Source organism: Bacillus sp. SRB_8 (assembly GCF_003264205.1).
In the GTDB taxonomy this organism is placed as follows: domain Bacteria; phylum Bacillota; class Bacilli; order Bacillales; family Bacillaceae_G; genus Bacillus_A; species Bacillus_A mycoides.
This window is the reverse complement of record NZ_NADT01000044.1, coordinates 63,512-86,359: the sequence shown is the minus strand read 5'-3', so window position 1 is coordinate 86,359 and position 22,848 is coordinate 63,512. Positions and strand designations below refer to the sequence as shown.

At 35.2% G+C, this 22,848-nt stretch carries 19 protein-coding genes, 1 pseudogene and 1 riboswitch; of the genes and pseudogenes, 5 read left to right on the top strand and 15 right to left on the bottom strand.

What is annotated here, in order from left to right; all coding sequences use genetic code 11:
• The 3 genes and pseudogenes from B5P40_RS27195 to rraA all read right to left on the bottom strand — a co-directional run.
• The coding region (locus B5P40_RS27195) for an RNA-guided endonuclease InsQ/TnpB family protein (protein WP_142936374.1) at positions 1-592 on the bottom strand (592 nt) is incomplete at its 3' end.
• Positions 593-628: 36 nt separating this feature from the next.
• Positions 629-793: pseudogene (locus B5P40_RS27190) on the bottom strand (MerR family transcriptional regulator); the annotation flags it as partial.
• A 68-nt stretch (positions 794-861) separates the two neighbouring features.
• Positions 862-1,350, bottom strand: a complete 489-nt coding sequence (gene rraA / locus B5P40_RS27185) for a ribonuclease E activity regulator RraA (protein WP_113710222.1) — start codon at positions 1,348-1,350, stop codon at positions 862-864.
• 198 nt (positions 1,351-1,548) lie between these two features.
• Between rraA and B5P40_RS27180 the strand changes: the two genes are divergently transcribed.
• Positions 1,549-2,979 (top strand): YfcC family protein, encoded by a 1,431-nt coding sequence (locus tag B5P40_RS27180; protein ID WP_113710221.1) that lies wholly within the window; start codon positions 1,549-1,551, stop codon positions 2,977-2,979.
• A 142-nt stretch (positions 2,980-3,121) separates the two neighbouring features.
• Here the strand turns inward: B5P40_RS27180 and B5P40_RS27175 are convergent, their stop codons facing one another.
• The 4 genes from B5P40_RS27175 to B5P40_RS27160 form a co-directional block, all read right to left on the bottom strand.
• Positions 3,122-3,949, bottom strand: a complete 828-nt coding sequence (locus B5P40_RS27175; RefSeq protein ID WP_002033283.1) for an endonuclease I family protein — start codon at positions 3,947-3,949, stop codon at positions 3,122-3,124.
• 474 nt (positions 3,950-4,423) lie between these two features.
• Positions 4,424-5,302 (bottom strand): 5'-methylthioadenosine/S-adenosylhomocysteine nucleosidase, encoded by an 879-nt coding sequence (locus tag B5P40_RS27170; protein WP_113710220.1) that lies wholly within the window; start codon positions 5,300-5,302, stop codon positions 4,424-4,426.
• Positions 5,303-5,477: 175 nt separating this feature from the next.
• Positions 5,478-5,581: riboswitch (purine riboswitch) on the bottom strand.
• A gap of 465 nt (positions 5,582-6,046) precedes the next feature.
• Positions 6,047-6,523, bottom strand: coding sequence for a Cys-tRNA(Pro) deacylase (gene ybaK, locus B5P40_RS27165; protein WP_113710219.1), 477 nt, complete (start codon positions 6,521-6,523; stop codon positions 6,047-6,049).
• A gap of 225 nt (positions 6,524-6,748) precedes the next feature.
• On the bottom strand, positions 6,749-8,911 hold the full coding sequence (locus B5P40_RS27160; RefSeq protein WP_113710218.1) for a serine hydrolase domain-containing protein: 2,163 nt from the start codon (positions 8,909-8,911) through the stop codon (positions 6,749-6,751).
• Positions 8,912-9,202: 291 nt separating this feature from the next.
• Here B5P40_RS27160 and B5P40_RS27155 point away from each other — a divergent pair, with 291 nt between their 5' ends.
• Both B5P40_RS27155 and B5P40_RS27150 read left to right on the top strand, forming a co-directional pair.
• Positions 9,203-10,996 (top strand): helix-turn-helix transcriptional regulator, encoded by a 1,794-nt coding sequence (locus B5P40_RS27155; RefSeq protein ID WP_113710217.1) that lies wholly within the window; start codon positions 9,203-9,205, stop codon positions 10,994-10,996.
• Between the two features lie 276 nt (positions 10,997-11,272).
• Positions 11,273-12,568: a histidine--tRNA ligase gene (locus tag B5P40_RS27150; RefSeq protein ID WP_113710216.1), complete on the top strand. Its 1,296-nt coding sequence runs from the start codon at positions 11,273-11,275 to the stop codon at positions 12,566-12,568.
• 159 nt (positions 12,569-12,727) lie between these two features.
• Here B5P40_RS27150 and B5P40_RS27145 read toward each other — a convergent pair whose 3' ends face one another.
• Both B5P40_RS27145 and B5P40_RS27140 read right to left on the bottom strand, forming a co-directional pair.
• On the bottom strand, positions 12,728-13,009 hold the full coding sequence (locus B5P40_RS27145) for a DUF1292 domain-containing protein (RefSeq protein WP_002013967.1): 282 nt from the start codon (positions 13,007-13,009) through the stop codon (positions 12,728-12,730).
• A gap of 363 nt (positions 13,010-13,372) precedes the next feature.
• Positions 13,373-14,425, bottom strand: coding sequence for a pyruvate kinase (locus tag B5P40_RS27140; protein ID WP_113710215.1), 1,053 nt, complete (start codon positions 14,423-14,425; stop codon positions 13,373-13,375).
• A 253-nt stretch (positions 14,426-14,678) separates the two neighbouring features.
• Between B5P40_RS27140 and B5P40_RS27135 the strand changes: the two genes are divergently transcribed.
• Complete coding sequence (locus tag B5P40_RS27135; RefSeq protein ID WP_113710214.1) at positions 14,679-16,352, top strand: alkaline phosphatase; 1,674 nt, start codon at positions 14,679-14,681, stop codon at positions 16,350-16,352.
• 84 nt (positions 16,353-16,436) lie between these two features.
• On the opposite strand, the gene B5P40_RS27130 is transcribed toward B5P40_RS27135, so the two are convergent.
• On the bottom strand, positions 16,437-17,117 hold the full coding sequence (locus B5P40_RS27130; RefSeq protein ID WP_061674355.1) for an NAD(P)H-dependent oxidoreductase: 681 nt from the start codon (positions 17,115-17,117) through the stop codon (positions 16,437-16,439).
• A gap of 127 nt (positions 17,118-17,244) precedes the next feature.
• Here B5P40_RS27130 and B5P40_RS27125 point away from each other — a divergent pair, with 127 nt between their 5' ends.
• Positions 17,245-17,619, top strand: a complete 375-nt coding sequence (locus B5P40_RS27125; protein WP_002013973.1) for a winged helix-turn-helix transcriptional regulator — start codon at positions 17,245-17,247, stop codon at positions 17,617-17,619.
• Between the two features lie 371 nt (positions 17,620-17,990).
• On the opposite strand, the gene B5P40_RS32970 is transcribed toward B5P40_RS27125, so the two are convergent.
• The 5 genes from B5P40_RS32970 to B5P40_RS27100 all read right to left on the bottom strand — a co-directional run bounded on the left by B5P40_RS32970 (position 17,991) and on the right by B5P40_RS27100 (position 22,780).
• Positions 17,991-18,143: a hypothetical protein gene (locus tag B5P40_RS32970; protein WP_002033270.1), complete on the bottom strand. Its 153-nt coding sequence runs from the start codon at positions 18,141-18,143 to the stop codon at positions 17,991-17,993.
• A gap of 377 nt (positions 18,144-18,520) precedes the next feature.
• Entirely contained in the window at positions 18,521-19,246 is a 726-nt protein-coding gene (locus B5P40_RS27115; RefSeq protein WP_002190184.1) for a hypothetical protein, read from the bottom strand.
• Between the two features lie 336 nt (positions 19,247-19,582).
• Positions 19,583-20,341 carry an SDR family oxidoreductase gene (locus B5P40_RS27110; RefSeq protein WP_002185366.1) on the bottom strand — a complete coding sequence of 253 codons (759 nt, stop codon included), beginning with the start codon at positions 20,339-20,341 and terminating at the stop codon, positions 19,583-19,585.
• Between the two features lie 56 nt (positions 20,342-20,397).
• Complete coding sequence (locus B5P40_RS27105) at positions 20,398-22,062, bottom strand: putative ABC transporter permease subunit (RefSeq protein ID WP_113710213.1); 1,665 nt, start codon at positions 22,060-22,062, stop codon at positions 20,398-20,400.
• On the bottom strand, positions 22,055-22,780 hold the full coding sequence (locus tag B5P40_RS27100) for an ABC transporter ATP-binding protein (protein WP_002033261.1): 726 nt from the start codon (positions 22,778-22,780) through the stop codon (positions 22,055-22,057). The genes B5P40_RS27105 and B5P40_RS27100 overlap by 8 nt, the downstream gene beginning before the upstream one ends.
• Positions 22,781-22,848: the final 68 nt, after the last annotated feature.

Below are 22,848 nucleotides of genomic sequence, written 5' to 3'. Positions count from 1 at the left end.
GTTCTTTCGTACCATTAGAAGCCACAAACAGCTCTTTTAAACCAACATCCACACCAATCGACTCATTGGTTAGTTCTTGTGATTCAAAGTCTTCTTGGAACCCTACACTAATCCACCAGTGACGACCATCAAATGTAACTCTTGGATTTGATGGTTTTTTGTTTCTTGGTAGTTGTTGGCTTGTTTTCACTTCTCCAATAGACTGAATATCAACTACTTTCTTTCCTATAATCAGTCTTTCATAATTGGCATAAAATCCTTGAATTAAATCTTTTTTGGATTTATAAGAAGTGTGATAACCATTTTTGTACTTTTCGAACGAATTTCTTCTCGCCTTATCAAAATCTTTTGAAGCCTGTTTGGGAACTTGTGCGTTGATGTCATTTAACCACTCATATCTCTTTCGCTTCTTGATCTTTGTAAATCGTTTCTGTAAATCTAACTGTGAAACAGATTTTCCAAATAGCTTATAGTATCTATCACTCATTCTTTTACAGTAGTTATAAGCGAATCTTGAAGCTCCAGCATGATTTCTAAGCACTTTTTCTTGTTCAGGCGTTGGAATCAGTCTGACTTTCTTCGCCAATATCATCAGAAGTCAACTCCTTAATTATCTGTTTGGTCTTTAGCCAATTACTGTGCGATTATTTGGGCGCTCCCCTTTTAGATAATGAAAGATTTGTTCTTCTGAATAGTAGCGTGTTCCACCAGCAGTCACCTTTTCAGGTGCTAATTCAAAGCTTTTGTGCATTCTCCTAAGACTACTAGGATGCAACCCTGTTAATTCCGACACTTGACTAGCAGGGCTTACTTATATATTTAATTAACTTTAGTTATAATTGGTTAAATAAATCGTAACAGTTAGTTACCCTCACTATGTAAGCTTTTATCACTAACAATAATTCCATCTTCATCTACATAAACATATTTATTCGGTTTCCATTCAACTTCACCAAATTGCAATGAAATATTTCGCTCTCCTTTTCCTTCTTTTACACTTCTATTTGGCATCGTCCCTAACGCTACAATACCAATATTAATATTTTTTAATTCACTAGAATCGCGAACATATCCATTTACAATAATCCCTGCCAACTTTCTTTCTTCCGCAATAGCTGCCAAATTATCGCCGAGTAACGCACAATTTTTAGAAGCTCCGCCATCAACAACTAATACTGTACCTTCCGGCAGTGTTTGTAACCCCTCTTTTACTAGTACATTATCATCCTTCACTTTTACCGTTGCGATTTTCCCATAGAATTGTTTTTTCTTCCCGAAAGACCGAAAAGACTGGCGACATATTTGTAATTCCTTTTCAAATTCATCACATAGATCCGTAGTTTTCCACATCTCTTTCCCTCTTTTCTTTTCCTTTTATATTACATATTCTTGGATTTTTTTCGTTTCCCTGTCTAATGCTGCAACAATTTGTATGTGTAAGAAAAGGACAGAAAAACTATTGCCTTAAGAAGCCACCTTTATTATAATCTATTCCACGGATAAATTTCAGAATATTAAAAATTAACCAAGTGAAAAAGGAGGGGTTTTATGCAATTACAGACCGAGGCAAAAAAACAGCCTAGTAAACGAAAGTTTAAAATGCCTGACGCGTACGTACTACTATTTTTTATTGCTTTACTTTGTGCAATAGCTACATATTTCGTTCCTGCTGGAGAATTTAAAAGAGTCACAAACGGTACTGTTACAACGACAATACCAGGAAGTTATCATTCTGTTCCACAATCGCCGGTAGGGTTTGTTTCTTTTTTTACCGCTATTGAAAAAGGAATGACACTTGCTGCTCCTATCATCTTCTTAATTTTATTTACAGGTGGAGCCATTGCAATTCTTGAAAAAACAGGTGCTCTTGACGGTTTAATCTATCATGTAATTAACAAATTTCGGAATCAGCAATTACTTTTCATTTGCATTGTCGCCGCACTCTTTTCTATTCTCGGAACGACTGGTATTATCGTGAACTCAGTTATCGGCTTTATCCCCATCGGCATCATCGTTGCACGCACATTAAAATGGGACGCTATCGTCGGCGTAGCAATTATTTATTTAGGCACTTATGCTGGTTTTAATGCTACTATTTTATCTCCCTCACCTTTAGGCATTTCACAAAAAATCGCAGAACTCCCGATGTTTTCAGGAATTGGTTTACGTACGGCAATTTATATCTCTTTTTTAATTGCTACCGTTTTGTATATTAATTGGTATGTAAAACGCTTAAAAAAATCGAATAAAGGAAGCATACTCGGAGATAACTGGTTTCCAAGTAATGCTCTTTCAAGTGAGAAAGAAACAGAGAAAACAGAAGTTCCTTGGACAATACGTCATAAATTAATTTTACTCGTTTCAGCTTTATCATTAATTGCATTTTTAATAGGCGCTTTTCGTCTACATTGGACGGACGCAGAAATGACCGCTACTTTTATATTCATAGCAATTACAGCGGGAATAATAGGTGGTATGAAAGCAAACGATATCGCTTCTACTTTTCTAGCAGGCTGCCAAAATCTCATATACGGTGCTTTGATCGTCGGAATGGCTCGTTGTATTTCAGTCATTTTAGAACAAGGCAAATTACTTGATACAATCGTTAATCAACTCGCACAGTCTCTCGAAGGACATAGCCCTGTATTTGGCGTTCTCGGCATGTATGTAAGTAGTGCCGCATTACATTTCCTCATTTCATCCGGGACAGGAGAATCTGTTATTTTCATTCCGATATTAGCTCCATTAGCCGATTTCATGCATATTACACGCCAAGTTACAGTACAGGCTGTTATGCTTGGAGAAGGTGTAGTGAACTGCCTCAATCCAACTTCCGGTGTTTTAATGGGCGTTCTCGCAGCGAGCGGCATTTCTTATGGAAAATGGATTCGCTTCATGGCTCCACTTGCATTCATTTGGTTTATCATTGGACTTATTTTTCTTATTGTTGGCGTGAATATTGAGTGGGGACCGTATTAAAAGAATCATATTATACTTAACTTAATAAAATATCTATTCTATTCTCCAATCCTATAAAAATCACTTATTCTAGTATAGATATAAACAGGGATTGATCATAGTGATCAATCCCTTCTCTCAAAGCAAAATACCCTTAAATATTTTAATTCCAAATTTTATTTACCCATTCTGGATGATCAATAAAAGGATTACGATTATGTTGATATTTCGTAAAAATCACTTCATTACGCTTTCGCTCTAAATCATCGACAGGGTCTTGTTCATTCCATTTTAGTAAAACGGATAGTTTACCCATGTATGGATCTTTATTGTTATTCACCTTTTCATTTAATTCTAAGTCTATTTCGCCGTTGTCTCCTTCATAACGAACAGCCATGTAAAATAGCATTCTAGCGATATCTCCTTTTACACTATCACGAGGTTCCCAAGAATCACTATCGTACTTACATTCTGTCGCTTCTGAATGATTCACACCACCATTATCAAAATCCAGATTTCCACGTGAGCTATTTACAGATACATCCGTCGCTCTTAAATGATGCAAATCTGTTCCAGCTCCTGCAGTCGTTCCAAAATCACCGTGAGATTTTGCCCAAACATGCTCTCGGTTCCAATTATCAACTCCTGAACCATTCGTAAGTTTCCCTTGCGAACGCCCAGTATATAAGAGTAGCACATTGTTTTTATTATTTGGATCTTCATCAGTATCTCTTAATGCTTCCCAAACCGCACTGTATGATAACTTTGTATGATCATCAATAATATTATGAAGTTCCTTCTTTAATTCTAAACCCATTTTTCCTATTGCATTATTATAATATGTATCGTCATAGCTTTTTACAATAATCTCTTGTGGTGATGCAGAAGCTACTTCACCGTGTATGATATCTGTGAATGATAGAGATGCAGTACCTAAAATAAAAAATGAAGATAGTGTAACCATAGCAAGCCTTGTATTTCTAAACTTCATATACCCATTTCCCCTTTAAAATATAATTTGAAGCTATTAACTAAAAAATGCTTTCTAGCCCCCAAAAACTTTTAGAAAGCCATACCCATCCTTTTCTTTTTATTTAATACAAAACTCTATTGAGTCTGTATTATTTCCATACTTTTTGTTTATCTACTTTTCACAAGGAATATCCTTCTCTAGTAAAGATTATTAAAATATTCTTTACAATTAAAAAGTAGTTTAATGTTAACTTATAAATTTCAATTTTTTTATGCAATTATGCATATTTGATAAATCGTTCGACTTTTCTTTTTTCTATAACTGTCTTTATTTTTTGTGTAAAACCCTTCTTCCTCTGTAGAATAAGTACAAAAATAGATTGGATACCATGTAAGGCACCAATCTATTTTAATTAAAGAAACTTTGGTAATTCTGAGTTCACAACACATTGTGCAGTAATGATAACATTTTTATATTGAGACAGAACTACTACTATTTATTTGGTATCGAATCTATATACTTTTTAACTACTTCATATACATATTCTTGATTTGCCGCCGCTGTATTTGGATTGTATTTTCCGCCGTTTGTTTTATTGTTAGATAATACTCGAATCCCTAAAAATGGTACGTCATAAGCTTTTGCGATTTGCGCTGCTGCTGCGCCTTCCATTTCTTCTACAGATGTACCGTATTTTGTATGGAACCATTTAATTCTATCAACTTCATTATTCCAAACGTCTGCTGAACCTATAGTACCTTCGACCACTTTACCTTTTGTATATTTATCTTTTACTGCATTAGCTGCTGCAAGTAAATCCTTATCTCCCTCGTAGTATCGGATTTTCTCAGCATTTGGATCTTCTCCTGCACTCCCTTCAGAAGCCATCAGGTCCATAGATATCCATTTTTCCGGTTCAATTCCTTGGTTCTCATTCATATTTGTTGTTTTTAGTGAACCTATATTCGCGACTTGTTTTCCTAACACAATATCAAATACATTTAAATTAGGATCATGTCCACCTGATGTTCCTTGGTTAATAATCGCTATAGGCTTATATTTTTCAATAGCCACTGCTGTAGCGGCTGCTGTATTTTCCATTCCTTTACCTGTTTTCGCAACGATTACAGGATAATTGTCTACAGTTCCTTTATAAAATACGAAACTCCCAGATTTTTCTTCTTTCACATTTTTTAACCTTTTTGCAAATTTTTCAGCTTCTATTGGCATTGGGCCTTGAATTAAGATAGGGTTTTGATTGCTTTTTGCCTCAACTTGTTTTGGAGTCACATTACATCCCGCAAGTATTGAGAATGACAATGCAACAGTAGTTACTAGGGCAGCACATTTTTTCAACGTATTCTTCTTCATAAATAATCTCCTCTTTCTCTTGTTGTTTTCTATACTCGATGCTTTTGGTCCAAACAAAAAAGTTCTAGAAATTGTAGAAGAATCTCTACTTTCTAGAACTACGGTAGTCAAAGTTAATTAAGCAAAAGATAAAACAAATGCCAAATTATAGATCGGTAGCGCTCATGAAATAGCACGGCCGAATACTTTAACCCGTAGTCCAGTTCTTTCATTGGGAACTAGGTAGAAACGCTCGGACCATATTACCGAGTATATACGAGTGATGTTATTTAAAATTATTATATTGATAATATAACAAACTATTAGTGAATAAACAACAAAAATATGAACATTTTTATTTAAATCTATAAAAATGTTCGTTTTTTAATAGTATAAAAATGAAAATAATTGTTTTTCGATGTATTAAAACGTTAAAACTTGAAATTCATGTACTAAACTATAATTAGTTCATTTATCAAAAATATGGCGTACAATGAGTTCTCTTTGAAGTGATATAACGTTATACCTACTAAAAGTTTTATCTTTTCCCTTCAATACACGTTATTTTAAAAATAATGAAGTTGTTCAATTTTAGAGGTTCAAATAGAAAAATCCCACAACATATTATAAATATGCTGTGGGATTTAAATTAAAGTGTTCTTTAGAAAGTAAGCCTTAATAAGGATTGTATTTCAAATTCACTGGTTTACTAGCACTTCTTTTTTCAAATATGTAAGGATTCTATATCCCTTTTAATTTCACTATTTATTTCGTTACTTCTCCAAACTGCGCTCTCGTCACTTTCATCAAATCTTCAACTTTAAGCTCAATTTGCACGCCGATTTTCCCGCCGCTTACAATGATTGTTTCAAGTGATTGGGCACTTTCATCAATACATGTAGAAAATAATTTCTTCATTCCTACTGGTGAACAACCACCGCGAATATACCCTGAAACTTTCGTAATATCTTTAACAGGAATCATTTCTATCTTCTTTTCACCGACCGCCTTTGCGGCTGCTTTTAAATTTAGTTCCTCATCTACTGGGATAATGAACACATGATAATCCTTACTATTCCCTTGAGCGACAAGTGTTTTATATACTTCTCTCACTTCTCTACCAATTTTCCCAGCAACTGATACGCCATCAATTTTCCCATCGTCCGGATCATATGACATCATCGAATATTCAATTTTTTCTCTATCTAATATTCGCATCGCATTTGTTTTATCTTTTTTCATGACGCTCTCCTTTTAATACATAGAAATTTATTTCATATCATTAATTTTCCTTTTATTATACACCTTTTTCAAATTCTCCTACAAAACTTCACATATTGTTCAATTTAAAGTAAAACTTTAATTATTAGATTTTGACTCTAAACATCCTCAACTTAAAGGTACTAAGAGAGCAAAAAGAAAACCGACTCTCACCTTCAAATAAAAGGCTTGATGTCGGTTTTACATTTAACGTCCAAACTCATTATTAAATATTTTATCCCTCCCCTCAATAACCTCCGGACCTACTGCATTGATAGCAGTTACTAAAATATGCTCTCCTCCAATTGGTCCACCGACCCTCGTTTCAAATCCATAAGTCCCACCAGCATGCCCCCAATATGATTGTCCGTCCGGTGTTTTTTCTTCATAAATTCCTAGTCCAACCTTACCTATAGGTGAATCTACTGTTTTGAACATCTGATCCATTAGCTCTTGATTTAGAAGCTTTCCGCCCAACAGTGCACTGAAGAAGGTAGTCAAATCTTTCACTGTTGAAACCATATCTCCAGCTGCATTCGCCCATGACTGATTTATTTCTGTCAAATCATATAAACGACCCGATCTGTCCATATTATACCCATTAGCATGTTCACCTGGTATGTGCGAACTTGCTTCCATTACGAATGTCTCTTTTAACCCCAGTGGCTCAATGAATCTTTTTCTAATTTGCTTCGCATACGTATCTCCTGTTACCTTTTGAATAATCTTCCCAGCTATAACAGTATTTGTGTTCGAATAGTCCCAGCCCTCCCCTGGTGCAAATACAGGCGGCTTTGCAAGTGCTAAACTGATAAGTTCATCGGTACTATAGTAACGAAATGGGTTTTGGGGCAGTGTAAAATCTCGCATATCCTTATCTATATTGGTTGCAATTCCACTTGTATGATTCAACAACTGACGAATTGTAATTTTATTTCCATCATATCCGTTACCCTGTACGACTCCTGGCAACCATTTTTCGACTGAATCATCAAGGTTTAATTGTTTCTCTTCAGCCAATTGCAGTACAACAGAAGCTGTGAATGCCTTAGTGATACTTCCGATACGGAATGAAAAATTCGGTTCCACTGGGCGTGGTATTTCATAACTTGCCGTCCCTGTAGCGTAAGACCACCGTTTTCCATCCTTTAATCCGCCAGCTATAACACTTGGGATTTTTTTATTCGTTACTACTCGATCCATTACGTATTTAACTTCTTCTCTATGCTTACTTTTCTTTTCCTTATCCGTAGGTTCCTTTTTTGATTTTGCTGCAAATTCTGAAGCTAAAATATTGCTAATCTGTTTTTCCGCTCCTAATACATTAATGTTTATCGAGATAACATGTTGACCATCTTCCGTTCCACCAGCAAAGTTAGTAAAACCAGGAATACCACCACCATGTCCCCATACTTCAGTACCGTCTGGCAATTTTGTTGCGTGAATGCCAAGCCCATACTTTCCTAATGGGGTATCAACTGTGTTAGTCACCATTTCCTTCTGTATCTCCGGTGTCAGTAGTTTACCACTTAATAAGGCATGGAAGAACGTTGTCATATCTTCTCCTGTCGAAATCATTTCACCACTAGCATTAGCAAATGATGGATTAAACAAAGTAATATCTACTAATTTATCTCCCGTATTCAAGTAGCCACGGGCATTTTTTTTCGGAATATCCATCGAACTTCCAGGAAGGACCGTTTCTTTTAAACTAAGAGGTTCAATAATTCGTTTTTTTATCTGCTCGGCATGTGATTCCCCTGTTATCTTCTGAATAATCAATCCTACAATAACCATATTCGTATTCGAGTATGACCAGCCTTTTACCGGTTCTAATTCTAAGGCACGGGAAATTAATTGTTCCGATCTATAATTCTCACTTGGATTCTCTATTAATTTCGCTTTAAGATCTGGAGTCAAGTAATCTGCAATTCCGCTTGTATGATTTAATAATTGACGAATTGTAATTTTGTTACCATCATAGCCTTTCCCTTTTATAAGTCCTGGCAACCATTTCTCTACCGTATCATCAAGACTTAGCTTCTTCTCTCCCGCAAGCTGCAACATTACTGTAGCCACAAACGACTTCGTTGTGCTCCCGATTCTAAAAGCAGAATCAGCATCTACTTTATGATTTCTCTCAATATTCCCTTCACCTGAAGCATATGACCAACTTGCCTCTCCATTTTTCACAGTAACAATGACCCCTGGAATATTTTTCGTATCGGCAGCTTTATCGACAGCTTGCTCGGTTGATGTCTTTTTATTCACCGCTTGTATGTTTCCATAAGAAGGTATTGCTAGCGCTCCAACTAATATAGTTGCTGTTAAGGTAAGTGCAGTTCCTTTTTTAATGATGAATGATTTCATAATGCATCGCTCCTATTGTTTTGAATTTTTCTATTGCTTCACACACTCACCTTAACTCCGATATTGTTAAATAGAATAGTGACGAAATGATTTAATTTTTTCATGACACTGTCCGCAAGTCTGTCACATGATTCATGTGATAAATTGTCAACTGTCTCATATGACATACTTTACAGACTGTGCTTCTAATCTTCTCCCCTTCTTTCTATTGACGAATTGAAAGTTATGTTACATGATAAGTCTGAATCGCTAGATAATTACTCCAAAAATACAAGTAGGTGTGCATAATTTATGTTCTCATTCACAAAAAAATGGTTTTGGTACGATTGGATATTTATATTAGTACGAACGTTTTGGCTATTCGTTATTATCGGTGCTAATTTTATATTTCCACCATTAATTAATACGTCAGTTTTGATTGTGCTTTCTCTTGCTTTCGTCGTTTATCTTGGTCCATTAATGATCCGTTATAAAAAAAAAGGCTGGTACCCTGCAGTCGATATTATCGCCGCGGGCTGCTTCTATCTTTATTTAGCATACGTAGCTCCGAAATTACTTTGGTCTTTCGTTCTACTCGTAATCATTATTGGTTTATGTAGCAACCAAAAAAATTATATATGGACTGGTATTTTTTGCGGATTCGTATTTCCAGCATTGAACGCTTGGATTGCCCACCGCCTTCCATACGAGCTTATCGTTAGTTGCAGTCTTGGTTTTGCCATTGGCATTGCTTTTAATATACTAATTCAGTATCATAAGCAATCTCAAATTATTGAAGAGCAAAAGCTATTGCTAGAACAACATATTAAGAGGATTGAGGAGCTTACCCTTATAGAAGAGCGTAATCGGCTGTCACATGAGCTACATGACACGATTGGTCATACGCTTACCTCGCTCATCGTCGGTGTCGAATCACTACGATCATCAGTACCAGATTCACAGTTTAAAAAGATTGATTCACTTATCGGTATTGCCCAGCATAGTTTAGATGACATCCGAAAACATCTACACGAGCTATCTCATAATCCATTAAACAACTTATTAAGTGAATCGTTGCAACAATTAACAAAAGACTTTATGAAATCAACAGGTACAACCGTTACATTCCGTGTAATTGGTAGTGAAACTCTCGTTATCCAAAAAATCAGTTTTTGTTTATATCGTTGCCTTCAAGAATCTTTAACAAACGCGGTTCGACACGGTAAAGCGAGCGCTATATCTGTTCAATTGCATTTCGATGGACAACAGCTTCGATTACAAATTGAAGATAACGGTATTGGAATGGAAGAAATTCAATTTGGCTTTGGACTCAGTGGAATGAAGGAGCGACTTGAACAATTTCACGGTACATTATCGGTTCATTCTAGTGCTGAGCAAGGAACATTCATCATTTGTAATATTCCATTGCAAATAGAGCTTGTACATGACACAATCCGCTTATTGGTGGTCGATGATCAGGCACTTATTACGAATAGTTTAGAGCAAGTTTTAGAACAACACGCGAATTTTACTGTTGTTGGTAAAGCACAAGACGGACTTAAAGCATTAGAACAGTGTGAACAGTTACAGCCTGACATTGTACTAATGGATATTCAAATGCCAGAAATGAATGGTATTGAAGCTTTACTTGAAATGAAACAACGGTGGCCTAATATGAAGATTGTTCTTATGACAACGTTTGAAGATTCCTTACAAGCAGCAACTGCACTAGAGCATGGCGCTGAAGGATACATGTTGAAATCTATTCATCCACAGGAAATGAACGAAGTTTTGAAACTTATTTATAACGGAGGAACTTGGATTGACCAATCGGTTGCTACGCGAGTTTTTGAGGAAATGAAACGTCAACGTGAGCAATTAGAAAAAATCAGATTGACTAAACAAACTTACCCGTACGGACTTACAAAACGCGAAATGGAAATTTTAGAGCATCTATCAAACGGGCTACGCTACAAATCAATTGCCGTTAAACTGCTTTTATCGGAGGGAACGATTCGGAATTACTGTTCAAATCTCTACTCAAAGCTTGGTGTCAACAACCGTGAAGAAGCAATTAAAATGGCACGAACGGAAAACATTCTGTAGGTACTGTAAAATTAATATGTTTCTCTCAAAACTGAAAATATTGATATTTCAAAAATCATTTGTTATACTTTGTAAAAAACTTATTAAGGAGAGATTTCATATGTGTACTTTCAATACGTCTTTCCAACTTCATCATCATACGTAACGCCGTGTATCCGAAGAAAAATTTTTCTTCGTGGGTACAGGGCTTTTCCTGTTAACCCACGAAGCGTTCATAAAGCTATGTGGGTATTTTTATACCCGCATAGCTTTTTTTAATTTAAAAGAGGAGTGATTATGGTGGAAATGAAAAATGTAAAAGGGACAAAAGACTATTTACCAGAGGAACAAGTACTACGAAATAAAATTAAAAGAGCTTGTGAAGATACGTTTGAACGTTATGGCTGTAAACCGTTAGAGACACCAACGTTAAATATGTATGATCTTATGTCTTACAAGTACGGTGGTGGCGATGAAATTTTAAAAGAAATATATACACTTAAGGATCAAGGAAAACGCGATCTTGCCTTACGTTATGATTTAACAATTCCATTCGCAAAAGTCGTGGCGATGAATCCGAACATCCGCCTACCCTTTAAACGCTATGAAATTGGGAAAGTATTTCGAGATGGGCCAATTAAACAAGGAAGATTCCGTGAGTTCATTCAATGTGACGTTGATATAGTCGGTGTAGAGTCTGTCATGGCAGAAGCTGAGCTCATGAGCATGGCGTTTGAGCTGTTCCGCACGTTAAACTTAGAAGTAACGATCCAATATAATAACCGAAAATTGTTAAACGGTATTCTCCAGTCTATTAACATCCCTACTGAACTAACGAGTGACGTAATTTTATCATTGGATAAAATCGAAAAGATTGGGATTGATGGTGTACGAAAAGATGTATTGGAGCGCGGGATTACTGTAGAAATGGCCGATACAATATGTAATACTGTTTTATCTTGCCTAAAGCTCCCTATAGCCGACTTTAAAGACACTTTCAATAATACACTTGTCGCCGATGGAGTAGAGGAACTACAACAACTACAGCAATACTTACTCGCTCTCGGAATAAATGAAAATACGATATTCAATCCGTTTTTAGCAAGAGGACTCACAATGTATACAGGCACTGTGTATGAAATCTTTCTAAAAGATGGCACGATTACATCTAGCATCGGTAGCGGTGGTCGATACGATAATATTATCGGAGCATTCCGTGGTGATAATATGAACTATCCAACAGTCGGTATTTCATTCGGATTAGATGTCATTTATACAGCTCTATCACAGAAAGCAACAACATCATCTACAGCAGATCTTTTTATCATTCCACTCGGGACAGAATTACAATGTTTACAAATCGCCCAGCAATTGCGTTCTACTACTTCTTTAAAAGTCGAACTTGAACTAGCTGGACGTAAATTGAAACGTGCCCTTAATTATGCAAATAAAGAAAATATCCCGTATGTGCTAATAATTGGTGAAGAGGAACTATCTACAGAAACAGTTGTATTGCGTAATATGAAGGAAGGTACTGAAGTGAAGATTCCCCTCTCTTCCTTGGAAAATAACACATTTAATAACTATATATAATAAGCGCCACCCTCATTTGGGTGGTTTTTCTAGTGCAGAAATAAAGAGTCATTCAGTTTACATAATATAATTATTGATTTCTATAAATGTAATTTTCAACCATATACAAAAAAAGAGGGCAGATATGCATCTCCCTCTTTTTTCTAACTCTTTTTATTATTATTCTTGTTCTTGCTCGTCCATAATCTTCTCGAACGCCGCAGATACTTTTTCAAATTCCTCGTCATTCTCTATGTATGAGAATTCATTATCTTCTTCTACTTTTAAAAAGAAGATATCAATGTCTTCCTCAGTTTCTGTTTGAATGTCTTCTACAAAGGCAACCGCAATGTATTCTGCACCTTCGACATCCATCGCTCCAAGCACTTCAACTTCCTGTTCTTCATTATTCTCATCGGTAAGACTAAAAATTTCGCCTACTTCAATTGCTTCCATATTCATTCTCCTCCTATCATACTCTAAAAAATAAAACGTTCAAATTGCACACTTACTAACATATCTTTCCATAAAAAAGTTGAATTCATACAGAAAGAACAACAAATTCTTGCTGATTCAGCAAAAGTATTCAACTATAAGGATATCATTTATGAATAGGAATGAACATATTTTAAATGAGATAATTGGATTAATTAATTTAAAATCCTTCTTTAGATTTCCGAAAGACCTCCATGTTCCATAATGGTTCTTTCATATAGGCAGCTGGAATGCCACCTTTCAATCTGTAAGTAAATACTAAAATAGCACCTCCTATCCTGATTCCTTTCCGTACGTTTTTAGGATGAGAGATAAATCCTTCTATATAAACTAAAGAGACTTATGCAGCAATTCCAATACATCTTTCATCGCAAAAGGACCGTCTTTTTTTACATGCTCAGCGAATTCCGAAACGAGACGTAACGTTTTCACACTTTCGATTGGATGCTCTCCTGACGCACTTTCAGCAGAAAGCATAACAGCATTCGTCCCGTCCAATACAGCTTGAAATACATCTGTCACCTCAGCTCTTGTAGGAATAGAATGATCTACCATAGATTGAAGCATTTGTGTCGCTGTAATGACATATGTATTCGTTCGATTGCACTCACGAATCATCATTTTTTGTAACAGTGGAATAAATTGATACGGCGATTCCACACCTAAATCTCCCCTTGCGATCATAATGCCATCCGCTTCTTTGCATATGTCTTGAAAATTCTCGATTGCTTCCATCGTTTCTATTTTTGCAATTAAATTTGGGGAAGTTTCTTTATGTTCATGTATAAAACTTCGTATTTCCTTTATATGACTAGGTTTTCGAACGAAAGAACACGCAATAAAATCAACTTCCTCTTCTAGAAGAAATTGAATATCTTTTTTATCTTTCTCCGTAATAGCTGGCAAACTAACAATTGTACCTGGTAAGTTCACCCCTTTGTGAGAGGAAATATTGCCACCTGTTTTTATTCTTGTTTCTATTTTTTCCGAACTTATCTTTTCAACGATTAACTCAACTTCTCCATCATTAATAAGAATTCTACTTCCAACTTTTACGTCATTCGCAATCCCCACATAATCAACACTTGCTTCTTCTTTATTCCCTTGCACTGGATTGGTATATAAAGTAAATAACTCCCCTGCTTCAAGTGTAATTTGTTCCTCTTTCATTTCACCCAATCTTATTTTAGGACCTTGTACATCCCCTAGAATTTTAATAGAATCGTCTAACGATTTTACTAAACGAATGATGTCTTTATGACTTTCATGCGTACCATGTGATAAATTTAACCGAACAATTTTCATACCATTGTTTATTAACTGCGCTAACGTTTCTTCATTATTACTCGCTGGCCCAATTGTACAAACTCGATCAATTGTCATGTCCCCACCATCCTTTTTTAAATGTTTCCCATAAAATAAAGAGAAGATTCTTTTTATAGGAAAGACCGTGTAACTAAGGGTGCAAAGAAGTTTTATATGAGGAGAATATTTTGCTGAAGAAGTAGCTTAAATTTAACTTTTCGACTCCATAGTTATTGTTAGTTTCGTTGCAATGGGGTACTACTAATAATAAATCTTGTTTACATACGAACGTTAGATTGGGATATCGAAAACGACCTATGGAGGAACCACAATGACTACTCTTCGAAAAAAAATAATGGGACTAACATTAGCGGGAACGATAGCACTATTTACATTAGCAACAGGAATCATAATGAACGATAACGAGGTAAAAGCTGAGGTAAAAAAAGCAGGAAAGCAACCTAAAAATGTGATTTTCATGGTTATAGATGGGACAAGTTCTTCTGCTACAACATTAGCCCGGTGGTACAAAGGTTCACCTCTTGCGCTAGATCAAATTGTATCCGGAGGTGTTCGTACATACTCAGCAGAATCGGCTATTACGGACTCTGCACCAGCAGCCACAGCTTTAGCGACAGGAAATAAATCAAATTCAGGCTACGTGGGCGTATTACCTTCTGTTGTGAATTCACCTGGCTTAGAACCAGTGAAAGAAGAATGCAAGTTTCGTCCAGTTGCCAACGTCTTAGAAGGCGCAAAACGTTCCGGCCGCGCGACAGGAATCATTGCTACATCAGAAATTCAACATGCTACTCCGGCTAGTTTCTCTGCCCACCACGTTAACCGTAAAGATTTCGAAGTACTTGGTGAACAGCAAGTGTATCAAAATATAGAAGTTGTATTAGGTGGTGGAAAAGCAGCACTTCAGCCTACGACAAGCAACGGAATTCGTAAAGACAACGAAGATTTAGTAAAAGTGATTCAAGACAAAGGGTACGACTTTGTCGAAACAAAAGATGCGTTATTAAACTCCAAATCAAATAAAATCTGGGGTTCTTTCTCTAATACTGCCCTTGCGTTCGATATGGATCGTAGAATAACCAATCCTAAGCAGCCAACTCTTTCCCAGATGACGAGAAAAGCAATTCAAACATTATCAAAAGATAAAGATGGTTTCTTCTTATTTGTAGAAGGTAGTAAGGCAGATTGGGCAGCACATGCAAATGATCCAATCGGGATGATTAGCGATGTATTGGCATTTGATGATGCAGTTACAGAAGCATTAGAATTTGCGAAGAAAGACGGTAACACTATGGTCATTGCTTTAGCGGATCATGGTAATAGCGGTATTTCCATTGGTAACAGCAATACCACAAAAGGATATGATACTACACCAGTGTCAACTTACATTGACCCACTGAAAAAGGCTAAAATGACACTTGAAGGTGCTACAAACAAACTAAAAGATGATTTATCTAATACAAAAGAAATAGCTGCACTTTACGGTTTAGACGACCTAACTGCTAATGAAAAAGAACAGTTAAAAGCTGCACAAAAGAAAGCTGATGTAGGTCCAATCCTTACTAAATTATTGGCCAACCGTGCGAACATCGGTTTTACAACTGGTGGTCATACGGGTGAAGATGTATTCTTATACTCTTACGGTCCTCAAAAGCCATACGGTTTAGTCCAAAATACAGACATTGCGAAAATAATGGCCAAAGCAATGGGCTTTCAATTAGGAGAATTATCTAAGAAATTATTCTTAGATGCTGAAACATCCTTTAAACAAATTGGTGCAACTGTAACGATTGACAAAAAAGATGCACGAAACCCGGTGCTTGTAGTAAAACGCAATAATACGGAGGCCAAATTGTTTGTTAATAAAAGCATTATATATATTGGTGGGAAAGATTATGAATTAGGAGGCATCGTTGTAGAAAGCAACGAGAAATTCTATGTACCTGAAAAAGCACTTCAACTATTCACAAAGCATTCTCGCTAAATTTAAAAACAGACATAAAAAAACGCTATCCTTTCTATAGAAAGGGTAGCGTTTTTTTCGTTATATGGATACAAATTTATCTTATTAAATCCATTCAACAATAGTATCCATAGTTTGTCTTGTTTTATTAAATTTTGGTTCTCCTTTACGGTATCCAAATGCAACCATAACTGATACCTCAAGATTATCATCTTTTAAAATTCCTTCTTGACGAAGTAAAGAATCTACTTTTTCTTTATCGAATCCTTCCATTGGACAAGAATCAATACCGATTTGAGCTGCACTAGTCATCATATTAGCTAAAGCAATATAAGATTGCTTTGATGACCAATCAAATACAGCACGTTCGGAGTCTAACAATTTAAAATCCGATTCTTGGAATTTTTTGAAGAATTCATATCTCATTTGTTGGGCTTCTTCAGGCAATCCAATAATATCTTTCATCATGTGCTGAATATACTCTGCATCATAGTGCATATCTTTGATGGTTCTTGAAAGAACAATGACAAAATGACTTGCTGTTGAAAGCTGCCCACCTGCTCCCCATGAATATGGTAATAGTTTTTCTCTTAATTCTTTATTTTGTACCACAATAAATTTCCAAGGCTCATATCCAAAAGAAGAAGGGGATAATCTTCCTGTTTCTAAAATAAATTTAAAATCATCTTCTGAAATTTTCTTCATAGGATCAAATTCTTTACATGCATGTCTAAAGTTAAAAGCCTCAATAATTTTTTGTTTTGTATTTTGTTTTGTGTTAGTCATAAAAGATCCCCTTTTCATTAAATTATTATTTAACCAAATTATATTTTCAAAGTAACAATGATACAAGTACGCACATTTATGTGCTATAGTATCAAAAAAGATACTATTGTTAAGGGAGAGTCTTTTTATGATTAGTTCAAAAGAAGATGATGTAAATTATCCATTTTTAAATAAATATTCTTGTCCAGTAGAAGCTATGGTCGAGGTTATTGGCGGAAAATGGAAAGGTGTTATTCTTTATCATTTATTAGATGGTAAGAAACGATTTAATGAATTAAAAAGATTAAAACCTAATATCACCCAAAGAATGTTAACACTTCAACTTAGAGAACTTGAAGCAGATGGCATCGTACATCGGGAGGTATATCGTGAAGTGCCCCCTAAAGTAGAATATTCGTTAACTGAACTTGGCGAGTCATTACGTCCAATTATCCTTTTAATGATGGAATGGGCGACTAATAATATGGAGCAGGTTTTGGAAAGTAGAAATAACACTAAATAGTATTTAAAACCTGTAATTAGCCATTACAAACAACTCAAAAAAGATTGCCTCTTAGTATACAGGCGATTTTTTTTGAGTAAAAGGATTATTTGGGTCAGATTCTGGAAAAGTGTTAATATACTTCATAAAGGAGGTCTACTGATGAAAAATTTATGGAAGAAAGTTTCTTTAATTGCTTTCATAGTAATTGTCCTTTTAATAATTTTATATTTTTGTGGTATGTCACTTTTCTGGAACCAACCCTAAATTACATTTAAAAATAAGCCCTCCTCGAATAAGATTCAATATTCCGTCAATACTATACATGACATTAGATTTTCTCCTTGTTCCCCCTTGGAGAGTCGGGCAGCTAGCTTTTGTTAGCTGCTTTTTTATTTTCGAATCATTGCCGTCATTACTACTGGTAGTCCATTTGTTCCGTATTTCATAATTTGAGCAATTGATTGTAACTGCTGAATGCCTTCTTCTTCATTATGTTCTCCCTGAACAATTGCTGACGAACAATATAATGGTTGAACAGCCACTGTATGGAGACTCTTCCGCTAAATAAAATTGTGCGACCATTGGAAGTTCTTCTCGTTTACATATTTCTAGGATTTTCTGCGATACTGGTGCAATTTCTTCATCATAAACTTCCTCTTTATCGTACATCTCAATTCATTCTCTTTTTCTACAAAATGAAATTTTTGTAGAAAAAGAGAATGAACTTTAAAAACTACTAAATTGCAAATATAAATACAAGGGAGCGTTTTATATGACTTCCTATCAAAAAATATCTTTAATAGTTATCACTCTTTTTTATCATTGTGATGTTCCTTTTAAATGAAGTCTTTATTTCTTAACACCCAACGAGAATGTACAACAAACTAAAAGGCCTACTCACACGAGTAGGCTTTTGAAACTATGAAAGCTTCGTTAATAATTGATTTAAATCTTTTTTCGTTTTCGTCGTTAATGACTTCATTTTATTAATATCGATCTTTTCTTTCTCCGCTCCTACAATTAACGGATACATACTTTGGCCAATTGTTTTATATTCAGTCGGATGTGATGCTTCTAACTCTTTTTCAATGACATCCCACTTCTCATTAATTTGTTTTCCGAGTTTATTAACTGTTTCTAATTTAGGATTTGCAGCTAATTGCTTGTCCAAGCTTTCAATTAATGTAACGACTTCTTTTACATTTGTTTTCACAGCGACGCTTTTCTTCGGATCTTTCGTTGTTTTTCCGTTATTGTTTGTACTTGTACTTTGATCTGTTGTTTTTCCGTTGTTGTTTGTACTTGTACTTTGATCTGTTGTTTTTCCGCTAGTAGTTTGATCATTCGTTTTTCCTGTCGTTTCTTTTTCTTTTGTTGTTTTGCCGTTACTTTCTGTTCCTGATGATTCCTTTGTATTTTTTGCATCCTTATCTGTTTTTTCATTCGAAGAAGTATTTGTGTCTTTTTCAGTATCTTTCGTTGTTTTTGACGCTTCATCTGCACTTGTCGTTTTCGATTGCTCTTCATTTTGTGCAGTTACCTGATCCTTCTTCGCTGCATCTTTATCTGTGGAGGTACTACAAGCTGCCATTGTAAGCATTGTACCAATTGCTACTGATGCGATAGCGACCTTTTTCATTTTCATAAAAATCCCCCTATGTTTACAATTTTATCCTTCTCTTTACGATTCTATTTCCCCTTAAAAAATCCCTTTTCATACGAATCACCATCTTTCCGACAGTAATCTTCATAATAATACGTACAAAAAACGATAAATTTATTTTAATATTCGAGTTTTTTCTACTACATTTTCCTCCTCTGTAGCAAAAGAAAAAGAGTATGTTGTCACATGAAGATTTACAATCTACAAATGACAACATACTCCCCTATCAATTTTTTATCTTTCTTGACATTTTATTTATACAAAAAACAAAATAATTACTAATTTTTTTATTTCTCAACACTTGTTAACATAATATTTTTATGAATAACCACCGTTTGAATGAATGACTTGCCCAGTAACCCACTTCGCTTCTTCACTTACTAAAAAAGCAATTAAGCGTGCCGCATCCACCGGTTCTCCAACTCTTCCTTGCGGGAATTTCCATACTAAATGATGCTGTAATTCCTCTGTAATCCATCCTGTATTCGTTGGTCCTGGATCAACAGCATTGACTGTAATCCCCTTCTCCATAGCAATTGGTGCAACTGACTTTGTAAATGCTTCTATTGCTCCTTTCGTTGCTACGTATGCTAGTTCATCTGGCATCGGGCCTAATGACTGCCCAGAAGTAAGATTTATAATACTTCCACTCGTTTTAAGTGAAAAATGTTTAATAAATAATGAACTTAATAGCATAGGAGCACGAACATTAACCGTATAATGTTTATCTAGCTGTTCTACATCTAACTCTTCAATTTTCGTAGGAGTAGAATACGCCGCATTATTAATAAGAATAGATGGATCCCCTAAACGTTCTGATACCATATACAATACACGATTAGGCGAATAAGACTGCGATAAGTTGATTTCTGCCATTTCACATCGAACGCCGTAACTTTCAATTTCCTTTTTCAACAAAAAGGGCTCTTGATCATTCATTCCCCATGGCATCGCTTTATCATACCGAGGCCAGTACGTGAAAAAAATGTCTATCCCATTTTGAGCAAGCACCTTGCATACAGCTGCACCAATTCCATTCAGACGAGTTGCCCCTGTTACAATTGCTATTTTCTTCACCTTTTCTCCTCCATCTATGGATAAATCCCCTGCACGAATACAGAGGATCTACCTTTTTAATTAATATTTGACAATATACGCTCAGCGCCTAATTTTAAAATTTTAATAAAGATATAATTTACAATCGTAAACATTACAAATAAAACGATAAACATAATCCAAAGTCCTACTTGAAGGAAGAAGTATAATACACTTACACCCGCTACAATAACTAAAGCTATTAAAATATTAGCTAAAAAATTCCACAAAGTTGTATATCGACTTTTAAATAATTTCTGTTCTGTATCCCAATGAATATCTGCAGTTTGTGCATCCCAGCGTGTACCGATTAAATTAATTAACAATAAACCGTTCGCACTTAGTAAGAACCAAAGTATCATGAAGACTGGCGAAATACCTGCTACAAATGCCATTGTAATACCGAATACTCCTAAAATGACTACATTAATTAACCAGGCCGTTATCGCTTTCGCAAAAAAGATATCCGAAGCCTTTACTGGTAAGTAACGATTCACAAACCAAGAGCTTCCATCTCGTGAGAATGACGTTGTTGCAATAACGTTACTCCCCATTAAAAATAAGGATGCACAAAGGCCAACACCAATTGCGAAACCTGCTGATTCTGGATTATCAATATACCCTGTAATCCATTTTAAATTTCCATCTTGTACAAACAAAACAAAGAACAGCATAATTGGCATAACGAAAGTTTGCACAATACAATTTAAGAAAAATTGTGGTGTACGGAATAACGTTTTAAATTCTTTTTTCACATATGCTTTTAAATGAGAACTTTGTACTGTTGATTTCTGTAAACCTTCTGCTGAAATTACCTCTTTCTTTGCTGTACTCGTTGAAAGTCCAATAACCCCTTTTAAATATGTACGCTCTGCAATGTAATAAAACAAACCGAAAAATGCGATAGAAATAAGAATGTATATTAGTACGTATAATATTCCCTTCCACGATGCATTTTCTACTAATCCCATTGCACCAAAATATGTAGTTGGAAAATAATTTGTCATTTGTATAAAAAGGGAGGATTGATTATTTGTAAGATAATTCGCAACTGAATCTCCAGTTCCAGATACTGCACTTTTATTTCTCCATTGCATAAATACATTGATTCCGACGATAAATAGTATACTTACGATTCCAATAAATATACTTCCTCGATCTTTATTTTTCGCTATATTCGTATACCTCATAATAATTGTCATAATTAACGAAGCTAAAACTAGCGGAATGATCGGGAAGAATAAGTAAATGACAATCATATAAATGTAATATGTAATGAAAGCACCACTCTTTAAACCGTAAGTAATAAAGATAGGCAATAAAATAAACGAGCTCATTACGTATTGTGTAATTAACACTGTAAAGAACTTTGCCGAAATAATTTGCGCTGGTTTTAACGGTAACGGTAGCAACATTTCAACATCATTACTATAGTAAAACACTGTTAAAATGTTCATAATACTCATCAAAAATACCCATATACTAGCAACTGCTAATCCCATCGCAATAACAATTCCTGGATCCTGTCCGAGGTGTATCATTCCTTCATATATTCCATGGGTCATCGAACCGAATATTAAAAAACCTACAAATAAAATGGCTGCAAATGAAAATAAATACGCCCATCTTTTCTTTTTATCTGTTATGAAATCTGCATAATTTAATTTCAATAATACTTTCGTTAACGTCCAAATTTTACTCATTGCCCGTCATCTCCAAGAACATTTTTTCAAGTGATTCATTGGATTCAAAATGATCTCTCATTTCATTTAAATTCCCTTTAAACTGAAGATTTCCCTTATTAATAATCGCGACGCGGTCACATATTTTTTCAGCTACTTCTAATACGTGTGTCGAGAAAAATACAATCTTCCCTTTATCAGCATGTTCTCTCATCATTTCTTTTAAAATATATGCAGATTTCGGATCAAGACCTGTTAACGGTTCATCTAAAATCCACACATCTGGTTCATGTACGAGCACACCGATAATAACAATCTTTTGTCTCATACCGTGTGAATAACTTTGAATTTGATCAGATAAAGCATTGTACAGATCAAACTTCTTCGCTAATGACTCTATTCGTTCTTGTCTTACTTCCTTCGGTACTTCATACATATCAGCCATAAAGTTTAAATATTCAATCCCTTTTAATCGTAAAAACATATCCGGGCTATCTGGAACATAGCCAAATGTTTTCTTCGCTTCCATCGGATTTTTCATAATATCTTTACCGTTGATTGTAATGGTTCCTTTGTCCACCCCATGAATACCAGTAATCATCTTAATTGTCGTTGATTTACCCGCACCATTCGGTCCTAAAAACCCAAAAATTTCTCCGCTCGGTACAGATAAACTTAAATCTTTTACTGCATAGGTAGATCCATTATAACTTTTTGACACATTCAAAATTTCGATCATTACATCCAATCCTTTCCTTAATTACCAATTAACTATATTAACATTATAGCATACTTATATTTATAGAT

Bases quoted from the DNA above. Each gene is read 5' to 3' on its own strand.
- rraA (WP_113710222.1), bottom strand. From the start codon at position 1,350: ATGTGGAAAACTACGGATCTATGTGATGAATTTGAAAAGGAATTACAA.
- B5P40_RS27180 (WP_113710221.1), top strand. From the start codon at position 1,549: ATGCAATTACAGACCGAGGCAAAAAAACAGCCTAGTAAACGAAAGTTT.
- B5P40_RS27175 (WP_002033283.1), bottom strand. From the start codon at position 3,949: ATGAAGTTTAGAAATACAAGGCTTGCTATGGTTACACTATCTTCATTT.
- B5P40_RS27170 (WP_113710220.1), bottom strand. From the start codon at position 5,302: ATGAAGAAGAATACGTTGAAAAAATGTGCTGCCCTAGTAACTACTGTT.
- ybaK (WP_113710219.1), bottom strand. From the start codon at position 6,523: ATGAAAAAAGATAAAACAAATGCGATGCGAATATTAGATAGAGAAAAA.
- B5P40_RS27160 (WP_113710218.1), bottom strand. From the start codon at position 8,911: ATGAAATCATTCATCATTAAAAAAGGAACTGCACTTACCTTAACAGCA.
- B5P40_RS27155 (WP_113710217.1), top strand. From the start codon at position 9,203: ATGTTCTCATTCACAAAAAAATGGTTTTGGTACGATTGGATATTTATA.
- B5P40_RS27150 (WP_113710216.1), top strand. From the start codon at position 11,273: ATGGTGGAAATGAAAAATGTAAAAGGGACAAAAGACTATTTACCAGAG.
- B5P40_RS27145 (WP_002013967.1), bottom strand. From the start codon at position 13,009: ATGAATATGGAAGCAATTGAAGTAGGCGAAATTTTTAGTCTTACCGAT.
- B5P40_RS27140 (WP_113710215.1), bottom strand. From the start codon at position 14,425: ATGACAATTGATCGAGTTTGTACAATTGGGCCAGCGAGTAATAATGAA.
- B5P40_RS27135 (WP_113710214.1), top strand. From the start codon at position 14,679: ATGACTACTCTTCGAAAAAAAATAATGGGACTAACATTAGCGGGAACG.
- B5P40_RS27130 (WP_061674355.1), bottom strand. From the start codon at position 17,117: ATGACTAACACAAAACAAAATACAAAACAAAAAATTATTGAGGCTTTT.
- B5P40_RS27125 (WP_002013973.1), top strand. From the start codon at position 17,245: ATGATTAGTTCAAAAGAAGATGATGTAAATTATCCATTTTTAAATAAA.
- B5P40_RS27115 (WP_002190184.1), bottom strand. From the start codon at position 19,246: ATGAAAATGAAAAAGGTCGCTATCGCATCAGTAGCAATTGGTACAATG.
- B5P40_RS27105 (WP_113710213.1), bottom strand. From the start codon at position 22,062: ATGAGTAAAATTTGGACGTTAACGAAAGTATTATTGAAATTAAATTAT.
- B5P40_RS27100 (WP_002033261.1), bottom strand. From the start codon at position 22,780: ATGATCGAAATTTTGAATGTGTCAAAAAGTTATAATGGATCTACCTAT.